Below are 18,628 nucleotides of genomic sequence, written 5' to 3'. Positions count from 1 at the left end.
AGCTGGCAGTATTGGGCGGGTAACAAAAAAAGGGGCATTCGCCCCTTTTTTATTTGCACAATGATGCGAGTTTCGCGAACCTGCCCGGTCAGAACAGCTCTTCCGGCAGCGCCTCCTCGTTTGTGCTGTTGACCACGCGGCTGTTGTCCGCCGGTGCGGGCTGCGGATCCGGGTTGCCGCCCAGTCGTGTGCTGCTGCCGCCGGGAACCGTATCGGCCTCGAAAATCTCGAAGATGCCACTGCCGCCGCGGGCGCGGCGACCGGTGCGCGGGTCGATGCGCACGGTAACGATATTTTCCGGCTGCAGCATGTTCTTCTCTTCCAGCCCTTCCAGTGCTGTCGACATAAAGTCGATCCAGATGGGCAGTGCTGCAGAGCCGCCGTACTCGTTGCGCCCGATCGGGGTGTTGCTGTCGAAGCCTACCCAGGCCGAAGCGGCCAGGTGCTGGCTGTAACCGGAGAACCAGGCATCCCGCGGGCCATTGGTGGTGCCGGTTTTGCCGCCGATGTCGGAGCGCCCCATGGCCAGAGCCTTCTTGCCCGTACCCTTGCGGATCACATCCTTGAGGATGGAGTCCATGATGAACGCCACCTGCGGGCTCATGATGCGCTGCGCGCGCGGCAGTGACAGTGCTGCCCCGCTTGCCGGGGAAATGGACAGCGCCTCCAGTTCCATTGCTTCCTCGGTCTCGCCAACCTCGACGGATTCGGCCTGGATTACCTGCAGGTCCAGCGGCTCCATCTCGGTTTCATCAGGACACATGTTGCACACGGTCGGCGGCAGTGCGGTGTAAACCTCGCTGCCGTTGACATCCAGTACCTGGTTTACGAGGTAGGGCTCCACCCGGAAGCCGCCATTGGCAAATGCCGCGTAGCCGGTGGCGATCTCCAGCGGGGTCAGCGCCTGGCTGCCCAGCGCCACAGAGAGGTCGCGGGACATCTTGCTGGTGTCAAAGCCAAAGCCCTCCACGAAATCCATTGCACGGCGCATGCCGAGTGCGCGCAGCAAGCGGATCGAAACCAGGTTGCGGGACAGGTACAGGGCCTTGCGCAGCCGCGTGGGGCCGAGGAAGGTGCCGCCGTCGTTTTCCGGTCGCCATACATCCTCGAGGTTGGCATCATCGAATACGATGGGGGCGTCGTTAATGATGCTTGCCGCGGTGTACCCGTTGGCCAGTGCCGCCGCATAGATGAACGGTTTGAAGCTGGAGCCAGGCTGGCGCGCTGCCTGGGTAACGCGGTTGAAGTGACTCTGCCTGAAGTCAAAGCCGCCCATAAGCGCGCGGATGGCGCCATCTGACGGGTTCAGTGCAACCAGTGCGCCCTGGGCTTCCGGGACCTGATCCAGGATCCAGCGCTCGGTTGTCACAGTGGTGGGCTCGACCTGGATGGAGTCGACATTGGCCGCGAAGGGGTCGCCAACGTCCGCGTAACCTTCCTCGGAGCCGGTTTCCACCTCGACCACTTCGTGCCGCAAGCGCACGATATCACCGGGGGCGAATATCTCCGCAGCGGCATTGATTTTGGGGCCGCGCGCGTCTTCCGAGATATAGGGGCGAATCTGGGACAGGCCGTTTTCCCATTCGACCGTAACCACGCGGCGATCGTCCAGCTGGACTTTCAGGGATCGCTCCTCGACCTCGGTTACCACTGCTGGCACCATTTCACCCAGCACCGGTACGGATTTCAGTGCGTCGATCAACTTGTCACTGTCGTGCAGGATGGCAGGGTCGAGGCGTTGCTCCGGTCCGCGATAGCCGTGGCGCTTGTCGTAGGTCAGCAGGCCTTTCTGCAGCGCATCACGGGCCGCGGCCTGCAGGCGCGCGTCCACCGTGGTGATCACCCGGTAGCCATCCGTGTAGGCGCTTTCCCCAAACAGTCCAACAGCTTCCTTGCGGGCCATTTCCGCAATGTAGGGGAAGCTGATATCCAGGTTGCGGCTGTGGTATTTGGCCGTCACCGGGGCGGTGATCGCGAGCGTATAGCTTTCCTTGTCGATATGGCCAAGGTCGAGCATGCGGCGCAGGATCCAGTTGCGCCTCTGCAACGCACGCGACGGGTTGGCGATCGGGTTGTAGGCGGAGGGCGCTTTTGGCAGCCCAGCCATCATTGCCCACTGCGCGAGCGTCAATTGGTCTATATTCTTGCCATAATAAACCTGTGATGCGGCCTGGAAGCCGTACGCGCGATTACCCAGATAGATTTTGTTGATGTAAAGTTCGAGGATCTCGTCCTTCGTCAGCTCCCTTTCGATCTGCAGGGACAGCAGTATCTCGTTGAATTTGCGAATGAAGCGCTGCTCGCGGCTCAGGAAGAAGTTCCTGGCCACCTGCATGGTGAGCGTGCTGCCGCCGGACTGGATGGAGCCGGTCCTGGCCAGCTCTGCCGCCGCCCGAACCAGCCCTTTGAGCGATACGCCCTGGTGCTCGTAAAAGCCGTCGTCCTCTGCGGCGAGAATGGCCTGGACGAATAGTGGCGGGGTGTCTTCGAAGGCAATCGGCTTGCGGCGTTTCTCACCGAATTCACCGATGAGTTGCATATCGGCGGAGTAGATCCGCAGCGGAGTCTGCAGGCGCACGTCCCTCAGGTTGTCCACGGCGGGCAGCCCGGGCTGCAGGTACAGGAAAATACTGGCAAAACCCATGACTCCGCCGCCGGCTGCAGCCAGTGCCAGGAAAAACAGGGAAATGAGTCTGGACCGGCCAAATCGGGACATATCGGGCATAATTCTCGGTGCTGAACATCTGACCATATTTAATCAGATTCATTATACGGAGAATGTGCGCTGATACCTATTCAAAACCCTGTTGCAGCGGTAATTTAAAGTGCTATAACATGAAACTCCCATAACCTACGGAAAAAGATAAGAAAATGGGGATCCTGCCATTTCTGAAGAAGGGTCCAAAATCAATGATCGGGCTGGATATCAGTTCCACCGCGGTCAAGCTTTTGGAGCTGAGTCGGTCCGGGGACAAGTACCGGGTGGAGAGTTATGCGGTCGAGCCGCTGCCACCCAATGCTGTCGTTGACAAGAATATCAATGACCCTGCAGCCACGGCCGAGGCCGTGCGCAAGGTAATCCAGCGCTCCAAGACCAAGGTCAAGCGGGCGGCGGTTGCCGTATCGGGTTCCGCAGTGATCACCAAGATCCTGGAGATGCCGTCCGGGCTCAATGACGATGCCCTGGAAGCGCAGATCGCGCTTGAGGCGGATCAGTACATTCCCTATCCGCTGGACGAGGTCAACCTGGACTTCGAGGTGCAGGGTCCATCCGAGAAAAACGAAGGCCAGGTCCGCGTGCTGCTGGCCGCGTGCCGCTCGGAAAACGTCGAGCAACGTGTCGGCGCCCTGTCGGAGGCCGGCCTGGATCCGGGCGTGGTCGATGTCGAGGCCTACGCGATCGAGCGCTCGTTCGGCCTGATGAACAAGCAGTTACCACCGCAGGAACAGCTGGTGGTGGCTGTGATGGACATCGGGGCGACCATGAGTGCGCTTTCCATTCTGGTGGATGGCACCACGGTCTATACCCGCGAGCAGCTGTTCGGCGGCAAGCAGCTGACCGATGAAATCCAGCGTCGTTACGGGCTTTCCGCGGAAGAAGCGGCCACGGCCAAGCGCCAGGGCGGCAGCGGCCTGCCGGACGACTACCAGAGCGAGGTGCTGGAGCCCTTCCGCGATGCGGTGGTGCAGCAGGTTACCCGTTCACTGCAATTCTTCTACTCCTCCAGCTCCTACAGCGATATTGACTACATAGTGCTGGCTGGTGGCGTGGCCGCGATGGAAGGCCTGCAGGATATGATCAGCGAGAAGCTCGGCAAGCCAACGCTGGTGGCCAACCCATTCAAGGACATGACCGTGGCTTCACGGGTAAACAGTGTGGCGCTCGCGAATGATGCGCCATCGCTGATGATCGCGGCCGGCCTGGCAATGCGGGAGCGGGAGTATTAATCATGGCAAAAATTAACCTGCTCCCCTGGCGACAGGAATATCGGGAACAGAAACAGAAAGAATTCACCAACCTCGCGGTGGTAGTGGTACTTGCGGCCGCCGGTGCGACATTTGGCTGGATGAAGACCGTCGACGGGCAGATCGACAACCAGAATGCCCGCAACGCGCGCCTGCAGAATGAAATCCGTGTGCTCGACAAGCAGGTCGCGGAAATCAAGGACCTGAAAAAGCGCAAGCAGGAGTTGCTGGACCGCATGCGCGTGATCCAGGAGCTGCAGGGCAACCGTCCGCTGGCCGTACGCTACTTTGACGAGCTGGTGCGCGCCGCGCCGGAAGGGTTGTGGCTCACCAACGTCAAGCGCGTGCGCAACAAGCTGGAAATTGAGGGCATCGCGGAGTCCAACCCGCGGATCTCGTCGCTGATGCGCAACCTGGACCAGTCGGAGTGGTACACAAACTCGGACCTCGATGAAATCACGGCGAACCCGGAATTCGGCGAACAGGCGATGAAGTTCAAACTGAACACCTCGCTGGTAGGCCGCAAAATCGAGGAAGACGCCCAGAAAAAGGGTGCCGGTAAGGCGAAGGGGGCAAAATAATGGCTTTAAAGGATACCCTCGAAGAGCTGAATAACCTGGACCTCGCCAGCCTGGATTTCTCCCGGGTGGGCGTGTGGCCGCTTGCGGGCCGCGTGGCCCTGCTGGTGATCATTTCCGCAGTCATTATCGGTGGCGGCTACTTCTTTGCGATCAAGGATCGTTACCAGACCCTGGAGATTGTCGAGCGCAAGGAAACCACGCTGTTTGCGGAGTTCGAACGCAAGGCGTTCCAGGCGGCGAACCTCGATGACTACCGCGAGCAGCTGCGCCAGATGAACGAGTCCTTCGGTGCGCTGCTGCAGCAGCTGCCCAAGCAGACCGAGGTTGCGGGCCTGATCGACGATATCGATGATTTCCGTCACGGCGCCGGCCTGACCCAGAAGGAAATCGACCTGCAAGATGAGCGTGTCGGCGAGTTTTATGTCGAGTTACCGATCCAGATCGAGGTCGAGGGCGGCTACCATGAGTTCGGCAACTTCATCAGCAGCGTCGCCGGCATGCCGCGCATCGTGACCCTGCACGACTTTGAAATCCAGGCTTCCAAGGACAACAGCAACCTGTTGACCATGACCGTTGAGGCCAGGACCTATCGCTACAAGGATGAGGAGGACGGTCAATGAAAGCAGGCAAGTCTCTCTCCCTAGTGCTGGTCGCCGCCACCCTGCTGGGTGGCTGCGCGTTTGACAGTGGTCACGGCGACCTAGAGCGCCGCATCGGCGAGGTCAAGCGCAAACCCAAGGGCACCATCGAGCCGGTGCCGATCTTCGAGCCCTATAGCCCGTTTATATACGCGGCGACTGCACTGCGCAGTCCGTTCTCGCCGCCGATCCCGGAGGTGGATAACCGCCTCGTGGGTCAGCGCTCCGGAATTACCCCGGATATGAACCGCCAGCGGGAAATGCTCGAGGGCTACAACTTTGATGCCCTTCAGATGGTCGGCACGCTCGAGCGCCGCGGCCAGCTGTGGGCGCTGATTAATGACGGTGACGGGGGTATTCACCGGGTGACAGTCGGCAACTTCGTCGGCAAGAACCACGGTCGCATCGTCAATACCTCAACAGCGCAAATCGATATTATGGAAATTGTTCCGGATGGTATGGGCGGCTGGCTGGAGCGTCCGCGCGCACTTACTTTGGACGAGAAGGATCCCAATAAATGAATAAGACAAGCTTGACCAAAGTCGCCAGGGTTGCGCTTTCCGGACTGGCCATGGCTGCCATGGCCGTACAGGCCTGGGCCAACGAGCTGAATGACATCAAGTTCTCGGAGTTGCCCGGCAATCGCATGGAAATGCGCCTGAGCTTCTCCGAGCTGCCCCCGGAACCTGCTGGCTACACCATTGAGCAACCGGCCCGTATTGTGATGGATTTTGCCGGTGTCGAGAGCGCACTGGAGGCCAAGAAGTATCCGCTGAATATCGGCGCTGCCCGCAGCGCGGTGATTATCTCCAGCGAGGATCGCACCCGCCTGATCATCAACCTCGACGAGCTGCCGCTTTACAGCACGCGCCGTGAGGGCAACGACGTCATTATCCAGGTCGGTGCCGATCAGGCTGTGGCCGGTACCGTCGCTGCACCGGCGAGCACTGCCAGCAGTGGCGGCCAGCAGCGCTTCAAGGCGGCCAGCGGAGTCGGTGTCAGCAATGTCGACTTCCGTCGTGGTGAAGGCGGCGAGGGCAAGGTCATCGTCACCCTGACCGACCCGGCGGTGAACATCGATGTGGAGCGCAACAAGGGCCGCATCCAGCTGACATTCCTGGGCGCGACCCTGCCGGACTCCCTGCGCCAGCGACTCGACGTGACGGACTTCGCGACCCCGGTGGAAAACATCGTGGTGGACTATGACGGCCGCAACACCGTTATCACCGTGGACCCGACCGATACCGAATACGACTACCTGGCCTACCAGACCGACAACGAGTACGTACTCAGCGTCAAGCCGCTGACCCGCAGCGAGCTGGCCGCGCAGAAGAAGGAGTTCCAGTTCAGCGGCGAGAAGCTGTCCTTGAACTTCCAGGACATCGAAGTACGCTCGGTACTGCAGCTGATTGCCGACTTCACCGACCTGAACCTGGTGGCCAGTGACACGGTTGAAGGTCGTATTACCCTGCGCCTCGACGGTGTGCCCTGGGACCAGGCACTGGACCTGATCCTGAAGGCCAAGGGCCTGGACAAGCGCCAGGAAGGCTCCGTGATCATGGTGGCCCCGGCAGCGGAAATCGCCGAGCGCGAGCGCCAGGAGCTGGAGACCCGCAAGGCACTGCAGAGCCTGGCGCCGCTGCGCACCGAATTTATCCAGGTTCGCTATGCCGATGCCAAGGAGCTGTTCAAGCTGTTCCAGGGCGAGCGCGGTGACGATGCGGCCCAGCGCGGCGGTTTCGGCCAGGGTCGTCAGGATGAGAACAGCACCCGCAGCATCCTGTCCGAGCGGGGCAGCGCTATTGTCGATGAGCGCACCAACTCCATCATCCTGACCGACACCGAAGAGAAGATCATCCAGTTCCGCGAGCTGATCGCGGCGGTGGATATCCCGATTCGTCAGGTCATGATCGAGGCGCGTATCGTGATTGCCAATTCCGACTTTATGAAGGAGCTGGGTGTGCGCTGGAATACGGCGTACCACAGCCACGACCGCAACAACCCGATTGTGGTGGATCCGACTACCGGTCAGACCTTCCAGCGCCATGTCGATTCCGTCGACCAGGAAGTAACCGGTAACCTGGGCGGTTCCTTCTTCCTGGAGGACAACCAGACCGAAGAAGACGTGATCGTCGGCTTCGACTCAAACGGCGAACCTATCGAAGTGGAAGACAAGTTCTGGACTCCGAGCCTGGCAGACACCCTGCTGGTGGACCTGGGTGTGGCCAACCCGGCCGGCCAGATTGCCTATACCATCTTCAAGGATGGCCTTGAGCTGGGCCTTGAGCTGTCTGCACTGGAAGACGTGGGCAAGGCCGAGATCGTATCCCAGCCGAAGGTTGTGACCGGTGACAAGCAGCAGGCGTCCATCGAGTCCGGTACCGAAGTGCCGTACCTGGAAGCCACTTCTTCCGGTGCTGCTTCCATCGCATTCCGTGAAGCGGTTCTGAAACTGGATGTGATCCCGCAGATCACCCCGGACGACAACATCATCATGGATCTGCAGATTAACCAGGACAGTGTTGGCGACGTGGGCGTGACCGGTGTCCCGACCATTGACGTGACCCAGCTGCAGACCAAGGTGCTGGTTGCCAATGGCGAGACCGTGGTGCTCGGCGGTATCTTCCAGAACCAGAAGGTGGAAGGCGAGACCAAGATCCCGCTGCTGGGTGATATCCCGTACCTCGGCAACCTGTTCAAGAAAACCATTCGCCAGGACGACAAGCGCGAGCTGCTGATCTTCATCACTCCGCGCATCGTCGAGGACGAAGTGTTTGGTGGCGGTTTCAGCAAGTAAGCGTTAATGCTCAAACAGCCGGTCTTTATTGTCGGCCCCATGGGGGTCGGCAAAACCACCATTGGTAAGCTTCTGGCAGCCGAACTCCGGCTGCCTTTTGTCGATTCAGACCGGGTGCTGGAAGAGCGCACCGGCGCTGACATCCCCTGGATCTTCGACGTCGAGGGCGAGCAGGGTTTCCGCAGGCGCGAGTCCGCCGTGCTGGCCGACCTATGTGAGGATGTGGTGCAGGTTGTCGCCACCGGTGGCGGCATCGTGCTGGCGCCGGAAAATCGCCAGCTGCTGGTCAGCCGCGGTATCGTGATTTATCTCACCGCCGACACCGACCTGCTGGTGGCCCGCACCAGTAAATCCTCCAACCGGCCCCTGTTGCAGGTAGACGACCCGCGCCAGACCATCGAGCGTCTGTTGCGCGAGCGTGACCCGCTTTACCGCGATGTGGCCGACCTCACCTGCGATACCGCCAGCGCCTCACCGCGCCAGGTTGCACAGCGGATCGCGCGCTGGCTGGAAGAGCGCTAGCATTCACCGTCGCCTGCCCCTAAACTGCGGAACCCTGAATGGCGCAGGGAGTATTGCGCCACACCGCAACTAGGCCGGGGTTTTATGGAACAGGTAACCGTCGAGCTGGGTGGGCGCAGCTACCCGATTTGTATTGGCAAGCAGCTGATCGGCCAGGCCGATCTGATACTGCCCTACATCCGCGGGCGCCAGGTCTGCATCGTTACCAATACCACCATCGCGCCACTGTTTCTCGAGCCGCTGCAGGCATCGCTTTCGAGCCTCGACAAGGTCGATACCGTGGTCCTGCCGGACGGCGAGGCCCACAAAAACCTCGATACCCTGAATAGTATTTTCGATACCCTGCTGGAGAAGCAGCACAACCGCAGCACCACCATTGTCGCGCTTGGCGGTGGCGTGGTGGGTGATATGGCCGGTTTTGCCGCAGCCTGTTACCAGCGCGGTGTCGGCTTTGTGCAGGTGCCGACTACGCTGCTTGCGCAGGTCGACTCCTCCGTGGGCGGCAAGACCGCGGTCAACCATCCGCTTGGTAAAAATATGATCGGTGCCTTCTACCAGCCATCGCTGGTGCTGGCGGATACCGACAGCCTGCGCTCCCTGCCGGATCGGGAACTGGCCGCCGGCCTCGCCGAGGTGATCAAGTATGGCCTCATCGCCGATGCGCCGTTTTTCGATTGGCTGGAACAGAACCTGGAAGCATTGCTTGCGCGTGACGAGGCAGGGCTCACCTATGCGATTGCACGGTCCTGCCACAACAAGGCGCGGGTGGTCGCTGCGGACGAGCGCGAAGGCGGCTTGCGCGCGATCCTGAACCTGGGCCATACCTTCGGCCACGCGATCGAAACCGTGCAGGGTTATGGCAACTGGCTGCACGGCGAAGCGGTGGCCGTCGGTACCATTATGGCGCTGGACCTGTCGGCGCGGCTGGGCTGGATAGATCCCTCGGTCGGTGCGCGCACCCGCAGCATGTTCGAGCGCGCGGGCTTGCCTGTGCGGTCACCGGAGGGCATGAGTACCGTTCGCTACCTCGAGGTAATGGCGGTGGACAAGAAGAACCTGGATGGACAGTTGCGTCTGGTGCTGCTGCGTGCCCTGGGCGGTGCGACGATCGAATCCGGGGTGCCGCGCACACAGGTGGAAGAAACCCTGCGCGCGTGCGGCGCCGTGTGACTGCTGCGGCGAACCTAGGTTCACGCCGCCGATCTTGCGGCTAAGCAGTTGTTTTACAGAGCAAAAATCTGTATTTGGTTGCAAAATCAGGGGTACGTTTGTAGTATTGCTACCCCATTCAAGAATGCCCGCGCCGGGTACTCTCTGTCTGGTGTGACTGGAGCTTTTCGAAAAGTCCGCAGCCGCGATCATTGCACAACAATAAAACCCAAAATCATGAGCAAAGTCAGCGCGAACCCGGGGTAATTTACTGACCCTGCGAAGCCTCCGTCACTGCATAAAATAGTGATAGCGACCTGTGAGAGGGGCTTATGAGTGACGGCTTGTACCGGCTGGATGAATTCAAGGATAACTGTGGTTTCGGACTGATCGCGCACCTGCGAGGTGAGGCGAGCCACAAGCTGCTGGCCACTGCCATCGAGTCCCTGACCTGCATGACCCACCGCGGCGGCATCAATGCCGACGGCAAGACCGGTGATGGCTGTGGTCTGCTCCTGCAGAAACCCGACAGTTTCTTGCGCCTGAAGGCAAAAGAGGCATTTGGCTGCGACCTCGAAGCAACCTACGGCGTGGGTGCAGTGATGTTGCCGGCCGACGCTGCTGCGGCCGCGTCCGCTCGCGAAAAAATCGATTCGGCCATTGCCGGTGAAGGCCTGCAGCTGGTCGGTTGGCGCACTGTGCCAACCGATCCATCGTGCCTCGGTGAAATAGCGCTTGCGTCGCTGCCGGATTGCCAGCAGGTCTTCGTGCAGGCGCCGGGCATGGACCGTCGCCAGCTCAACACCCGCCTGTTTGTCGCGCGTCGCCGCGCAGAGCAGGCCATCAGTGCGGCGGGCCTTGCCGACGTCTATATCGCCAGCCTTTCTGTCGATGTGCTGGTCTACAAGGGCCTGATGATGCCGGCCGACCTGCCGCGCTTCTACAGTGACCTCGCCGACCCGCAGATGCAGACTGCAATCTGTGTGTTCCACCAGCGGTTCTCCACCAACACCATGCCGCGCTGGCCCCTGGCGCAGCCGTTCCGCATGCTCGCGCACAACGGTGAGATCAACACCATCACCGGCAACCGCAACTGGTCGGTTGCGCGCACTCCGAAATTTGTCTCCGAGCTGCTGCCCGAGTTGCAGGAGCTGACCCCGCTGGTGAACCGTACCGGCTCCGATTCCTCCAGCCTCGACAACATGCTGGAAGTGCTGCTCGCCGGTGGTATGGATATCCACAAGGCGATCCGCATGCTGGTGCCGCCGGCGTGGCAGAATGTCGACAGCATGGACATGGACCTGCGCGCTTTCTACGAGTACATGTCCATGCACATGGAGCCGTGGGACGGTCCCGCGGGCCTCGTAATGACCGACGGCCGGTATGCCGTTTGTACGCTCGACCGCAACGGCCTGCGCCCGTCGCGCTGGGTGATCACCGATGACGATATGATCACGGTGGCATCGGAAGTGGGCGTCCACAACTATGCCCCGGAGAGCGTGGTAGCCAAGGGTCGCCTCGGTCCCGGCCAGATACTCTCCGTCGATACCGAAAGCGGCCGCCTGCTGCATACCACCGATGTCGACAACATGCTCAAGGGCTCCAAGCCCTACAAGCTGTGGCTGCGCCAGAACGCGCGACGCATTCGTTCCACGCTGGTGGTGGACCCGGTGGATAACCGCTTTTCCACCGAAGAATTCAAGGCTTACCAGAAGCTGTTCAGCTCTTCGCTGGAGGAGCGCGACCAGGTAATCCGGCCAATGGCAGAGTCGGCGCAGGAAGCTGTCGGTTCCATGGGCGACGATACCCCGATGGCGGTGCTGTCGGAGAAAGACCGTTCGCTGTACGACTATTTCCGCCAGCAGTTTGCCCAGGTGACCAATCCGCCGATCGACCCGCTGCGCGAGGCGATCGTCATGTCGCTGGAAACCTGCCTGGGCCGTGAATACTCTGTATTCCAGGAAACCGCGGAGCACGCTAACCGGGTGATCCTGTCCTCGCCGGTTCTGTCCCACATCAAGTACTCCGCGCTGCTGGACCTGGATATGCCCGGCTTCGAAGCGAAAGTCTTTTCGCTGCACTATGACCCGGCAAAACAGGATCTGGGCAGCGCCATCCGCGCGCTTTGTGACGAGGTCGAGGCAGCGGCACGCGGCGGCATCGGCATTGCGGTATTGAGTGACCGCGGTATCAGCGCCGACACCCTGCCGATCCAGGCCTTGTTGGCCACCGGTGCAGTGAACCAGCGCCTGGTGCGCACCGGCCTGCGCTGTGACACCAATATCGTGGTGGACACCGCCAGCGCCCGGGACGCACACCAGGTGGCGTGCCTGCTCGGCTACGGCGCCACCGCGGTGCATCCGTACCTTTCCTACAGTGTGATCAACCACCTGATCCAGAGTGGCGAACTGAAACTCGATGCCGCCAGCGGGCAGAAGAATTACCGCAAGGCCATTAACAAGGGCCTGATGAAGATCATGTCCAAGATGGGCATTTCCACCATTGCCTCGTACCGCAGCTCGCAGCTGTTCGAAGTGGTGGGCCTCGACAGGGAAGTGATCGAGCTGTGCTTCGGCGATACGCCGAGCCGCATTGGCGGTGCGGGTTTTGCCGAGTTGCAGGCCGACCAGGCGCAGCGTAACGCGGCTGCGTGGAAAAACCGTTACCCGGTCAACCCGGGTGGCCTGCTCAAGTACGTACACGGACAGGAGTATCACGCGTTCAACCCGGACGTGGTGCAGACCCTGCAGCGGGCTGTGCAGCAGGGCGACTACAATGCCTGGCGCGATTACGCCGGTTTCGTCAATGAGCGCCCGGTGGCGACCTTGCGCGACCTGCTGGCGCCGCGCGCTGACCTCAAGCCGGTACCGCTGGAAGAGGTGGAACCGATCGAGAAGATCCTGTGCCGTTTTGATTCCGCCGCGATGTCCCTCGGTGCCCTGTCACCGGAGGCCCACGAGGCGCTGGCGCAGGCTATGAACACGCTGGGTGGCCGCTCCAACAGTGGTGAAGGCGGTGAAGACCCGGCCCGCTACGGCACCAACCGGGTGTCCAAGATCAAGCAGGTCGCCTCCGGCCGCTTTGGCGTGACGCCGCATTACCTGGTCAATGCAGAGGTGCTGCAGATCAAGGTGGCGCAGGGTGCGAAGCCCGGTGAGGGCGGTCAGTTGCCCGGCGGCAAGGTCAACGACCTGATCGCACGGCTGCGTTACTCGGTGCCGGGCGTGACCCTGATTTCGCCTCCGCCGCACCACGATATCTATTCCATCGAGGACCTGGCGCAGCTGATTTATGACCTCAAGCAGGTCAATCCGCAGGCCATGGTCTCGGTAAAACTGGTGTCGCGCCCGGGCGTGGGCACCATCGCCGCCGGCGTGGCCAAGGCCTACGCGGACCTCATCACGATTTCCGGTTACGACGGTGGCACCGCCGCCAGCCCGCTCACCTCGATCCGCTACGCCGGCTCGCCGTGGGAACTGGGCCTTGCGGAAACCCACCAGACGCTGCGCGCCAATGACCTGCGCGGGCAGGTGCGGGTACAGACCGATGGCGGCCTAAAGTCCGGCCTCGATGTGATCAAGGCGGCGATCCTCGGCGCCGAGACGTTTGGCTTCGGCACCGCGCCAATGGTGGCGCTGGGCTGTAAATACCTGCGCATCTGCCACCTGAATAACTGTGCAACCGGTGTCGCGACCCAGAACCAGGAGCTGCGCGACGAACATTTCCACGGCACCGTGGAAATGGCGATGAACTTCTTCCGCTTTGTGGCGATGGAAGTGCGCGAATGGATGGCGGCACTCGGCGTGCGCAGCATGGATGAGCTGGTCGGCCGCGTGGAGCTGCTGCAGCCGCTTGCCGGCAAGACCGACAAGCACGCGAAGCTCGACCTGGCACCACTATTGCACACCGATGCGGTGCTGCAGACCAAGCCGCAGACCTGCCAGGTGGAACGCAACCACCCCTGGGATGAGGGCCAGCTTGCCGAGCGCATGGTTCAGGAAATCCTGCCGGCGATCGAGGCGCGCTCCGGTGGCGACTTCGAGTTTGAGGTCACCAACTGTGACCGCTCCATCGGCGCGCGCCTGAGCGGCGAGATCGCCCGCCGGTACGGCAATGAGGGGATGGCGGACACACCGGTGAAATTGCACCTGCGCGGCGTTGCCGGGCAGTCGTTCGGGGTCTGGAATGCCGGTGGCCTGGAGTTGTATCTCGAGGGCGATGCCAATGACTACGTGGGCAAGGGCATGGCCGGCGGCAAGATCGTGATCCGTCCGCCGCAGGGCAGCACCTTCGCCTCCAATGAAACCAGCATCATCGGCAATACCTGCCTGTACGGCGCCACTGGTGGCAAGCTGTTTGCTGCGGGCCGTGCGGGTGAGCGCTGCGGCGTGCGAAACTCCGGCGCCCATGTGGTGGTCGAAGGAGCAGGTGATCACTGCTGTGAATACATGACCGGCGGTGTGGTCACGGTGCTCGGTAGCACCGGGGTCAACTTCGGTGCGGGCATGACCGGCGGTTTTGCCTATGTACTGGATATGGACCGTGACTTCTTTGACAAGGTCAACCACGAGCTGGTGGAACTGCGTCGAATCAACACCGAGCAGCTGGAGGCCTACCAGAGCCACCTGCGCAGTGTGATCGAGGAGTACGCGGAGGAAACCGACAGCGCGTGGGGCCGTGAACTCTGCGAAAACCTCGACGATTACATCGGCCGTTTCTGGTTGGTGAAACCCAAGGCAGCCAGCCTCAGTGGCCTGTTGCAGGACGTGCGGGCGAGAGGCGAGTAAGGGGGCCCTATGGAAAACAAAGCAAAGAACGTATTTCAGTTTGTCGAGGTGGGGCGAAAGGATCCCGTCAAGAAAGATCTGCATGCGCGCACGCAGCAATTTGTCGAGATCTACCAGCCCTATACCCAGCGCGAAGTGGCGGGTCAGGCGGATCGCTGCCTCGAGTGCGGCAACCCTTACTGCGAGTGGAAGTGCCCGGTACACAACTACATTCCGAACTGGCTCAAGCTGGTATCGGAAGGCAATATCATTGAGGCCGCCGAGTTGTCGCACCAGACCAACTCGCTGCCGGAAGTGTGCGGCCGGGTTTGCCCACAGGATCGCCTGTGTGAGGGCGCCTGTACCCTGAACGACGAGTTCGGGGCGGTGACCATCGGCAACGTCGAGAAATACATCACCGATACCGCGCTGGCCCTGGGCTGGAAGCCAAACCTGGACAATGTGCAGAAAACCGATCGCAAGGTGGCCATCATCGGCGCCGGCCCGGCAGGCCTCGCCTGCGCCGATGTGCTGGTGCGCAACGGCGTGACCCCGGTGGTGTTCGATCGTTACCCGGAAATCGGTGGCCTGCTCACATTCGGTATCCCGGAATTCAAGCTCGAAAAATCGGTGATGCAGAAGCGTCGCGCGCTGTTCGAGGAGATGGGTGTCGAGTTCTGCCTCAACACCGAGATCGGTCGCGATGTCAGCATGGATGACCTGTTGCGCGATTACGATGCGGTCTTTATGGGCATGGGTACCTACAAATACATGAAGGGCGGTTTCCCTGGCGAGGACCTGGCCGGTGTGTACGATGCGTTGCCGTTCCTGGTCTCCAACGTGAATCGCAACATGGGCTGGGAAAAGGACGCGGACGAATTTATCTCTGTGCGCGGCAAGCGCGTGGTGGTGCTCGGCGGTGGTGATACCGCGATGGACTGTAACCGCACCAGTGTCCGCCAAGGCGCGCGCAGCGTGACCTGTGCCTACCGCCGCGACGAGGAAAACATGCCCGGTTCACGCCGCGAAGTGACCAACGCCCGCGAAGAGGGCGTGAACTTTCTGTTCAACCGCCAGCCGGTAGCCATTGTCGGCGACGGCAAGGTCGAAGGCGTCAAGGTAGTGACCACCGAGCTGGGTGAGCCCGACGAGCGCGGTCGCCGCCGCCCGCAGCCGGTACCGGGTTCCGAGGAGATTATTCCGGCGGACGTGGTGCTGGTGGCGTTCGGCTTCCAGGCGAGCCCGGCAGAATGGTTCGTCCAGCACGGCATCGACACCAACGAGTGGGGCGGTGTGGTGGCCGAGGAAGAGCAGCAGTACCGTTTCCAGACCAGCAACCCCAAGGTCTTTGCCGGCGGAGACATGGTGCGAGGCTCCGACCTGGTGGTAACGGCCATCTGGGAGGGTCGCCAGGCTGCCGAGGGCATTCTCGACTACCTGGACCTCTGACTGCGCGGCCCTGTCTGAGCGGGATTCTGCCGCTGACCTGCGTGCAAACGGTGGCGCCCACGGATGGGCGCCCTTAGAATACGCCGTTTTGCATAATTGCCGAGCAGTATCCCATGACCGAACTCAAGAACGACCGCTTCCTGCGCGCCCTGCTGCGCCAGCCCGTAGATCGCACGCCCGTCTGGATGATGCGTCAGGCCGGTCGTTACCTGCCGGAGTACCGCGCCAGCCGGGCCGCTGCCGGCTCCTTCATGGACCTGTGCACCAATCCCGACGCCGCCTGCGAAGTGACCCTGCAGCCGCTGGAGCGCTATCCGCTCGATGCCGCCATTCTGTTTTCCGATATCCTGACCATCCCGGATGCCATGGGCCTGGGCCTCTATTTCGAGACCGGTGAGGGCCCGCGCTTCCGCAAGACCGTGCGCGATGAGGCCGCGGTCGACGCGCTGCCGGCATTGAATACCGAGCGCGACCTGGATTACGTGGTCAAGGCCGTGTCCACTATCCGCCGCGAGCTGAATGGCCGGGTACCGCTGATCGGTTTCTCCGGCAGCCCCTGGACGCTGGCCACATACATGGTCGAAGGCGGCTCAAGCAAGGATTTTCGCCGTGCGAAGGCCATGGCCTACGACCAGCCCGAGGTGATGCACAAGCTGCTCACCAAGCTGGCAGACGCGGTGACGGAATACCTGAATGCGCAGATCCGCGCGGGCGCCCAGGCGGTGCAGATCTTTGATACCTGGGGCGGGGCCCTGAGTGATCGCGCCTACCGTGAGTTTTCCCTGCATTACATGCAACGTATTGTGGCGGGCCTCACGCGGGAATCCGAGGGCCGCGAGGTGCCGGTGATCCTGTTTACCAAGGGCGGCGGCCAGTGGCTCGAAGCGATGGCGGACACTGGTGCGACGGCACTGGGTCTCGACTGGACCACAGACATCGGCGTGGCTCGCAAGCGTGTGGGCGATCGCGTGGCGTTGCAGGGCAATATGGATCCGGCGGTGCTCTATGCGAGCCCCGAGCGCATCCGCGAAGAGGTTGGCGTGATCCTGGAATCCTTTGGTCGCGGCAGCGGCCATGTCTTCAACCTGGGCCACGGCGTAACCCCGCAGGTAGACCCGGCGCACGCCGGTGCATTTTTTGATGCGGTAGTGGAGCTTTCGGGGAAATATCACGAGCAGTGATTGTATGTCGCGGGGCGCGGGGATAAGATATGTGATCGTCCGCACAGTTTGTGCCGCCTGTATGGCTAGACTGCCGGGTGAACATGGAGAAGTCCCGCCGCCCTGTTTTCAAATGGAACCCTGGTGCCAGAGGTAGTGTTGCACTGGACGGGACAATAAGGATAAACCTACCGTAACGGAATCATTTACCGTGGCACTGAAGCAGGCACGGGTCTTTGTTGAAGACCTGCAAAAAGGCATGTTTGTTTCCAGGCTGGATAAGCCCTGGACCCAGACGCCGTTCGCCCTGCAGGGTTTCTATATCCGTGACCGCGAGGAAATCCGCCAGCTCCAGCACCATTGCCGCTACGTCTATGTCGATATCGTCAAGAGTGTCGGTGATGCGGGGGTGGCGCTGCGGCGCCAGTCCAGCTCGGCCAGCGGCATCAATAAGTTTTCGGCCAAGCCAGGGGCTGCGGTACCAGTCGTCATTCCCTGTCGCCCGGTCAAGGTCTCTCATAACTCCTATCCGGAACCTGCGCCACTCAAGCGCGAGGCTTTCAATGCGGCGCGCCTGCACAAGGGCCTGCACGATGCCATGCAGGAAGTGATGGTGCAGCTGGACGCTGAGATGCCCCTGCCGGTGCAGCAGGTTACCCGCTCCGTGGAGGAGATGGTCGACAGCGTGCTGCGCAGCCCGGATGCATTTTCGTGGCTGGCGCGAATCCGCAGCAAGGATGAATACACCTACGCACACTCCATCCGCGCGGGTATCTGGGCAATCGTGTTTGGTCGCCATATCGGCCTTGCCAGGCGCGAACTGGTAGCGCTGGGCGTTGCCACCCTGCTCAAGGATGTGGGTAAGACCCGCCTGCCGGACGACCTGCTCAAGGCGCGCCAGCGCAGCTCGCGCGAGGAGCTGGAGTTCCGCACTTTCATCCGCCACAGTGTGGATATCCTCACCTCCATTCCGGACATAGACCCGGACGTACTCAACATCGTGTTGTGCCACCGTGAATTGCACGACGGCAGCGGCTACCCCCGCGGCCTGCGCGGCGACCAGGTCCCGGTGTTGGCGCGAATGTGCGGCATCGTGTCGTTCTACGACGAGGCCACCAACCCGCGCGGCGCGGAATTCCCGGTGGCGCCATCGAGGGCGGTGAGCCGTCTGTATGATTTGCGCGGCAGGGCATTCCAGGAACAGCTTGCGCTGGAATTCATCCAGTCGATCGGCATCTACCCCACCGGTACCCAGGTCGAGCTCAGCAGCGGCGAAATCGGGGTCGTGGTGGAGCAGACTTTCCACAATCGCCTGCATCCCAAGGTCATGGTGGTGCTGGATGCGAACAAACAACTGCTCGCCAGGCCGCGCCTGATCGACCTGCTCAAGGAGCAGCAGCGCCGCCAGAGCCTGCTGGAGCGCGGCAAGGTCAATGCCGCAGGTCCGGCGCCGCTCAGCATTACCAAGGATGTCGAGCCCGGGGTCTACCCAACTGTGAAAGTGGGTGAGATCAGGGATCAATACATGTTCCACCAGCAGAAGAAGACCCTGCTGGGGGCGCTGCTTGGGCGCTGAACAGGGCGTTAGCGGGAATAAACG

The 18,628-nt window shown here is 61.5% G+C and carries 12 protein-coding genes; 11 read left to right on the top strand and 1 reads right to left on the bottom strand.

Going from position 1 to position 18,628, the window contains the following annotated elements; translation table 11 throughout:
- Window positions 1-88 precede the first annotated feature (88 nt).
- Entirely contained in the window at window positions 89-2,716 is a 2,628-nt protein-coding gene (locus QSJ80_RS01135; RefSeq protein WP_285762428.1) for a penicillin-binding protein 1A, read from the bottom strand.
- Window positions 2,717-2,871: 155 nt separating this feature from the next.
- Between QSJ80_RS01135 and QSJ80_RS01130 the strand changes: the two genes are divergently transcribed.
- The 11 genes from QSJ80_RS01130 (at window position 2,872) to QSJ80_RS01080 (ending at window position 18,604) form a co-directional block, all read left to right on the top strand.
- Window positions 2,872-3,948, top strand: a complete 1,077-nt coding sequence (locus QSJ80_RS01130) for a pilus assembly protein PilM (RefSeq protein ID WP_285762427.1) — start codon at window positions 2,872-2,874, stop codon at window positions 3,946-3,948.
- A gap of 2 nt (window positions 3,949-3,950) precedes the next feature.
- The gene (locus tag QSJ80_RS01125) at window positions 3,951-4,547 is read left to right on the top strand and encodes a PilN domain-containing protein (protein WP_285762426.1); all 597 of its coding nucleotides are present in this window, start codon (window positions 3,951-3,953) and stop codon (window positions 4,545-4,547) included.
- The gene (locus tag QSJ80_RS01120; protein WP_285762425.1) at window positions 4,547-5,167 is read left to right on the top strand and encodes a type IV pilus inner membrane component PilO; all 621 of its coding nucleotides are present in this window, start codon (window positions 4,547-4,549) and stop codon (window positions 5,165-5,167) included. The genes QSJ80_RS01125 and QSJ80_RS01120 overlap by 1 nt, the downstream gene beginning before the upstream one ends.
- Window positions 5,164-5,706 carry a pilus assembly protein PilP gene (locus tag QSJ80_RS01115; RefSeq protein WP_285762424.1) on the top strand — a complete coding sequence of 181 codons (543 nt, stop codon included), beginning with the start codon at window positions 5,164-5,166 and terminating at the stop codon, window positions 5,704-5,706. Before QSJ80_RS01120 ends, QSJ80_RS01115 begins: the two co-directional genes overlap by 4 nt.
- On the top strand, window positions 5,703-7,982 hold the full coding sequence (locus QSJ80_RS01110) for a type IV pilus secretin PilQ (protein ID WP_285762423.1): 2,280 nt from the start codon (window positions 5,703-5,705) through the stop codon (window positions 7,980-7,982). The genes QSJ80_RS01115 and QSJ80_RS01110 overlap by 4 nt, the downstream gene beginning before the upstream one ends.
- 6 nt (window positions 7,983-7,988) lie before the next feature.
- Entirely contained in the window at window positions 7,989-8,504 is a 516-nt protein-coding gene (gene aroK, locus QSJ80_RS01105; RefSeq protein WP_285762422.1) for a shikimate kinase AroK, read from the top strand.
- A gap of 84 nt (window positions 8,505-8,588) precedes the next feature.
- Complete coding sequence (gene aroB / locus QSJ80_RS01100) at window positions 8,589-9,674, top strand: 3-dehydroquinate synthase (RefSeq protein ID WP_285762421.1); 1,086 nt, start codon at window positions 8,589-8,591, stop codon at window positions 9,672-9,674.
- Window positions 9,675-9,985: 311 nt separating this feature from the next.
- Complete coding sequence (gltB, locus tag QSJ80_RS01095) at window positions 9,986-14,440, top strand: glutamate synthase large subunit (protein ID WP_285762420.1); 4,455 nt, start codon at window positions 9,986-9,988, stop codon at window positions 14,438-14,440.
- 9 nt (window positions 14,441-14,449) lie between these two features.
- Window positions 14,450-15,868 (top strand): FAD-dependent oxidoreductase, encoded by a 1,419-nt coding sequence (locus tag QSJ80_RS01090; protein ID WP_285762419.1) that lies wholly within the window; start codon window positions 14,450-14,452, stop codon window positions 15,866-15,868.
- Window positions 15,869-15,981: 113 nt separating this feature from the next.
- Entirely contained in the window at window positions 15,982-17,049 is a 1,068-nt protein-coding gene (hemE, locus tag QSJ80_RS01085) for a uroporphyrinogen decarboxylase (RefSeq protein ID WP_285762418.1), read from the top strand.
- Window positions 17,050-17,239: 190 nt separating this feature from the next.
- Complete coding sequence (locus QSJ80_RS01080) at window positions 17,240-18,604, top strand: cyclic di-GMP phosphodiesterase (RefSeq protein WP_285762417.1); 1,365 nt, start codon at window positions 17,240-17,242, stop codon at window positions 18,602-18,604.
- The last annotated feature ends 24 nt before the right edge of the window (window positions 18,605-18,628 follow it).

This window comes from Biformimicrobium ophioploci (assembly GCF_030270605.1).
GTDB classification, from domain to species: Bacteria; Pseudomonadota; Gammaproteobacteria; order Pseudomonadales; family Cellvibrionaceae; genus Biformimicrobium; species Biformimicrobium ophioploci.
Note: the sequence above shows the minus strand (reverse complement) of the source record. Positions and strands in the feature narration are given on the sequence as shown.

Excerpts from the sequence above, each read along its gene's own strand:
- QSJ80_RS01135 (WP_285762428.1), bottom strand. The coding sequence starts at position 2,716 with ATGTCCCGATTTGGCCGGTCCAGACTCATTTCCCTGTTTTTCCTGGCA.
- QSJ80_RS01130 (WP_285762427.1), top strand. The coding sequence starts at position 2,872 with ATGGGGATCCTGCCATTTCTGAAGAAGGGTCCAAAATCAATGATCGGG.
- QSJ80_RS01125 (WP_285762426.1), top strand. The coding sequence starts at position 3,951 with ATGGCAAAAATTAACCTGCTCCCCTGGCGACAGGAATATCGGGAACAG.
- QSJ80_RS01120 (WP_285762425.1), top strand. The coding sequence starts at position 4,547 with ATGGCTTTAAAGGATACCCTCGAAGAGCTGAATAACCTGGACCTCGCC.
- QSJ80_RS01115 (WP_285762424.1), top strand. The coding sequence starts at position 5,164 with ATGAAAGCAGGCAAGTCTCTCTCCCTAGTGCTGGTCGCCGCCACCCTG.
- QSJ80_RS01110 (WP_285762423.1), top strand. The coding sequence starts at position 5,703 with ATGAATAAGACAAGCTTGACCAAAGTCGCCAGGGTTGCGCTTTCCGGA.
- aroK (WP_285762422.1), top strand. The coding sequence starts at position 7,989 with ATGCTCAAACAGCCGGTCTTTATTGTCGGCCCCATGGGGGTCGGCAAA.
- aroB (WP_285762421.1), top strand. The coding sequence starts at position 8,589 with ATGGAACAGGTAACCGTCGAGCTGGGTGGGCGCAGCTACCCGATTTGT.
- gltB (WP_285762420.1), top strand. The coding sequence starts at position 9,986 with ATGAGTGACGGCTTGTACCGGCTGGATGAATTCAAGGATAACTGTGGT.
- QSJ80_RS01090 (WP_285762419.1), top strand. The coding sequence starts at position 14,450 with ATGGAAAACAAAGCAAAGAACGTATTTCAGTTTGTCGAGGTGGGGCGA.
- hemE (WP_285762418.1), top strand. The coding sequence starts at position 15,982 with ATGACCGAACTCAAGAACGACCGCTTCCTGCGCGCCCTGCTGCGCCAG.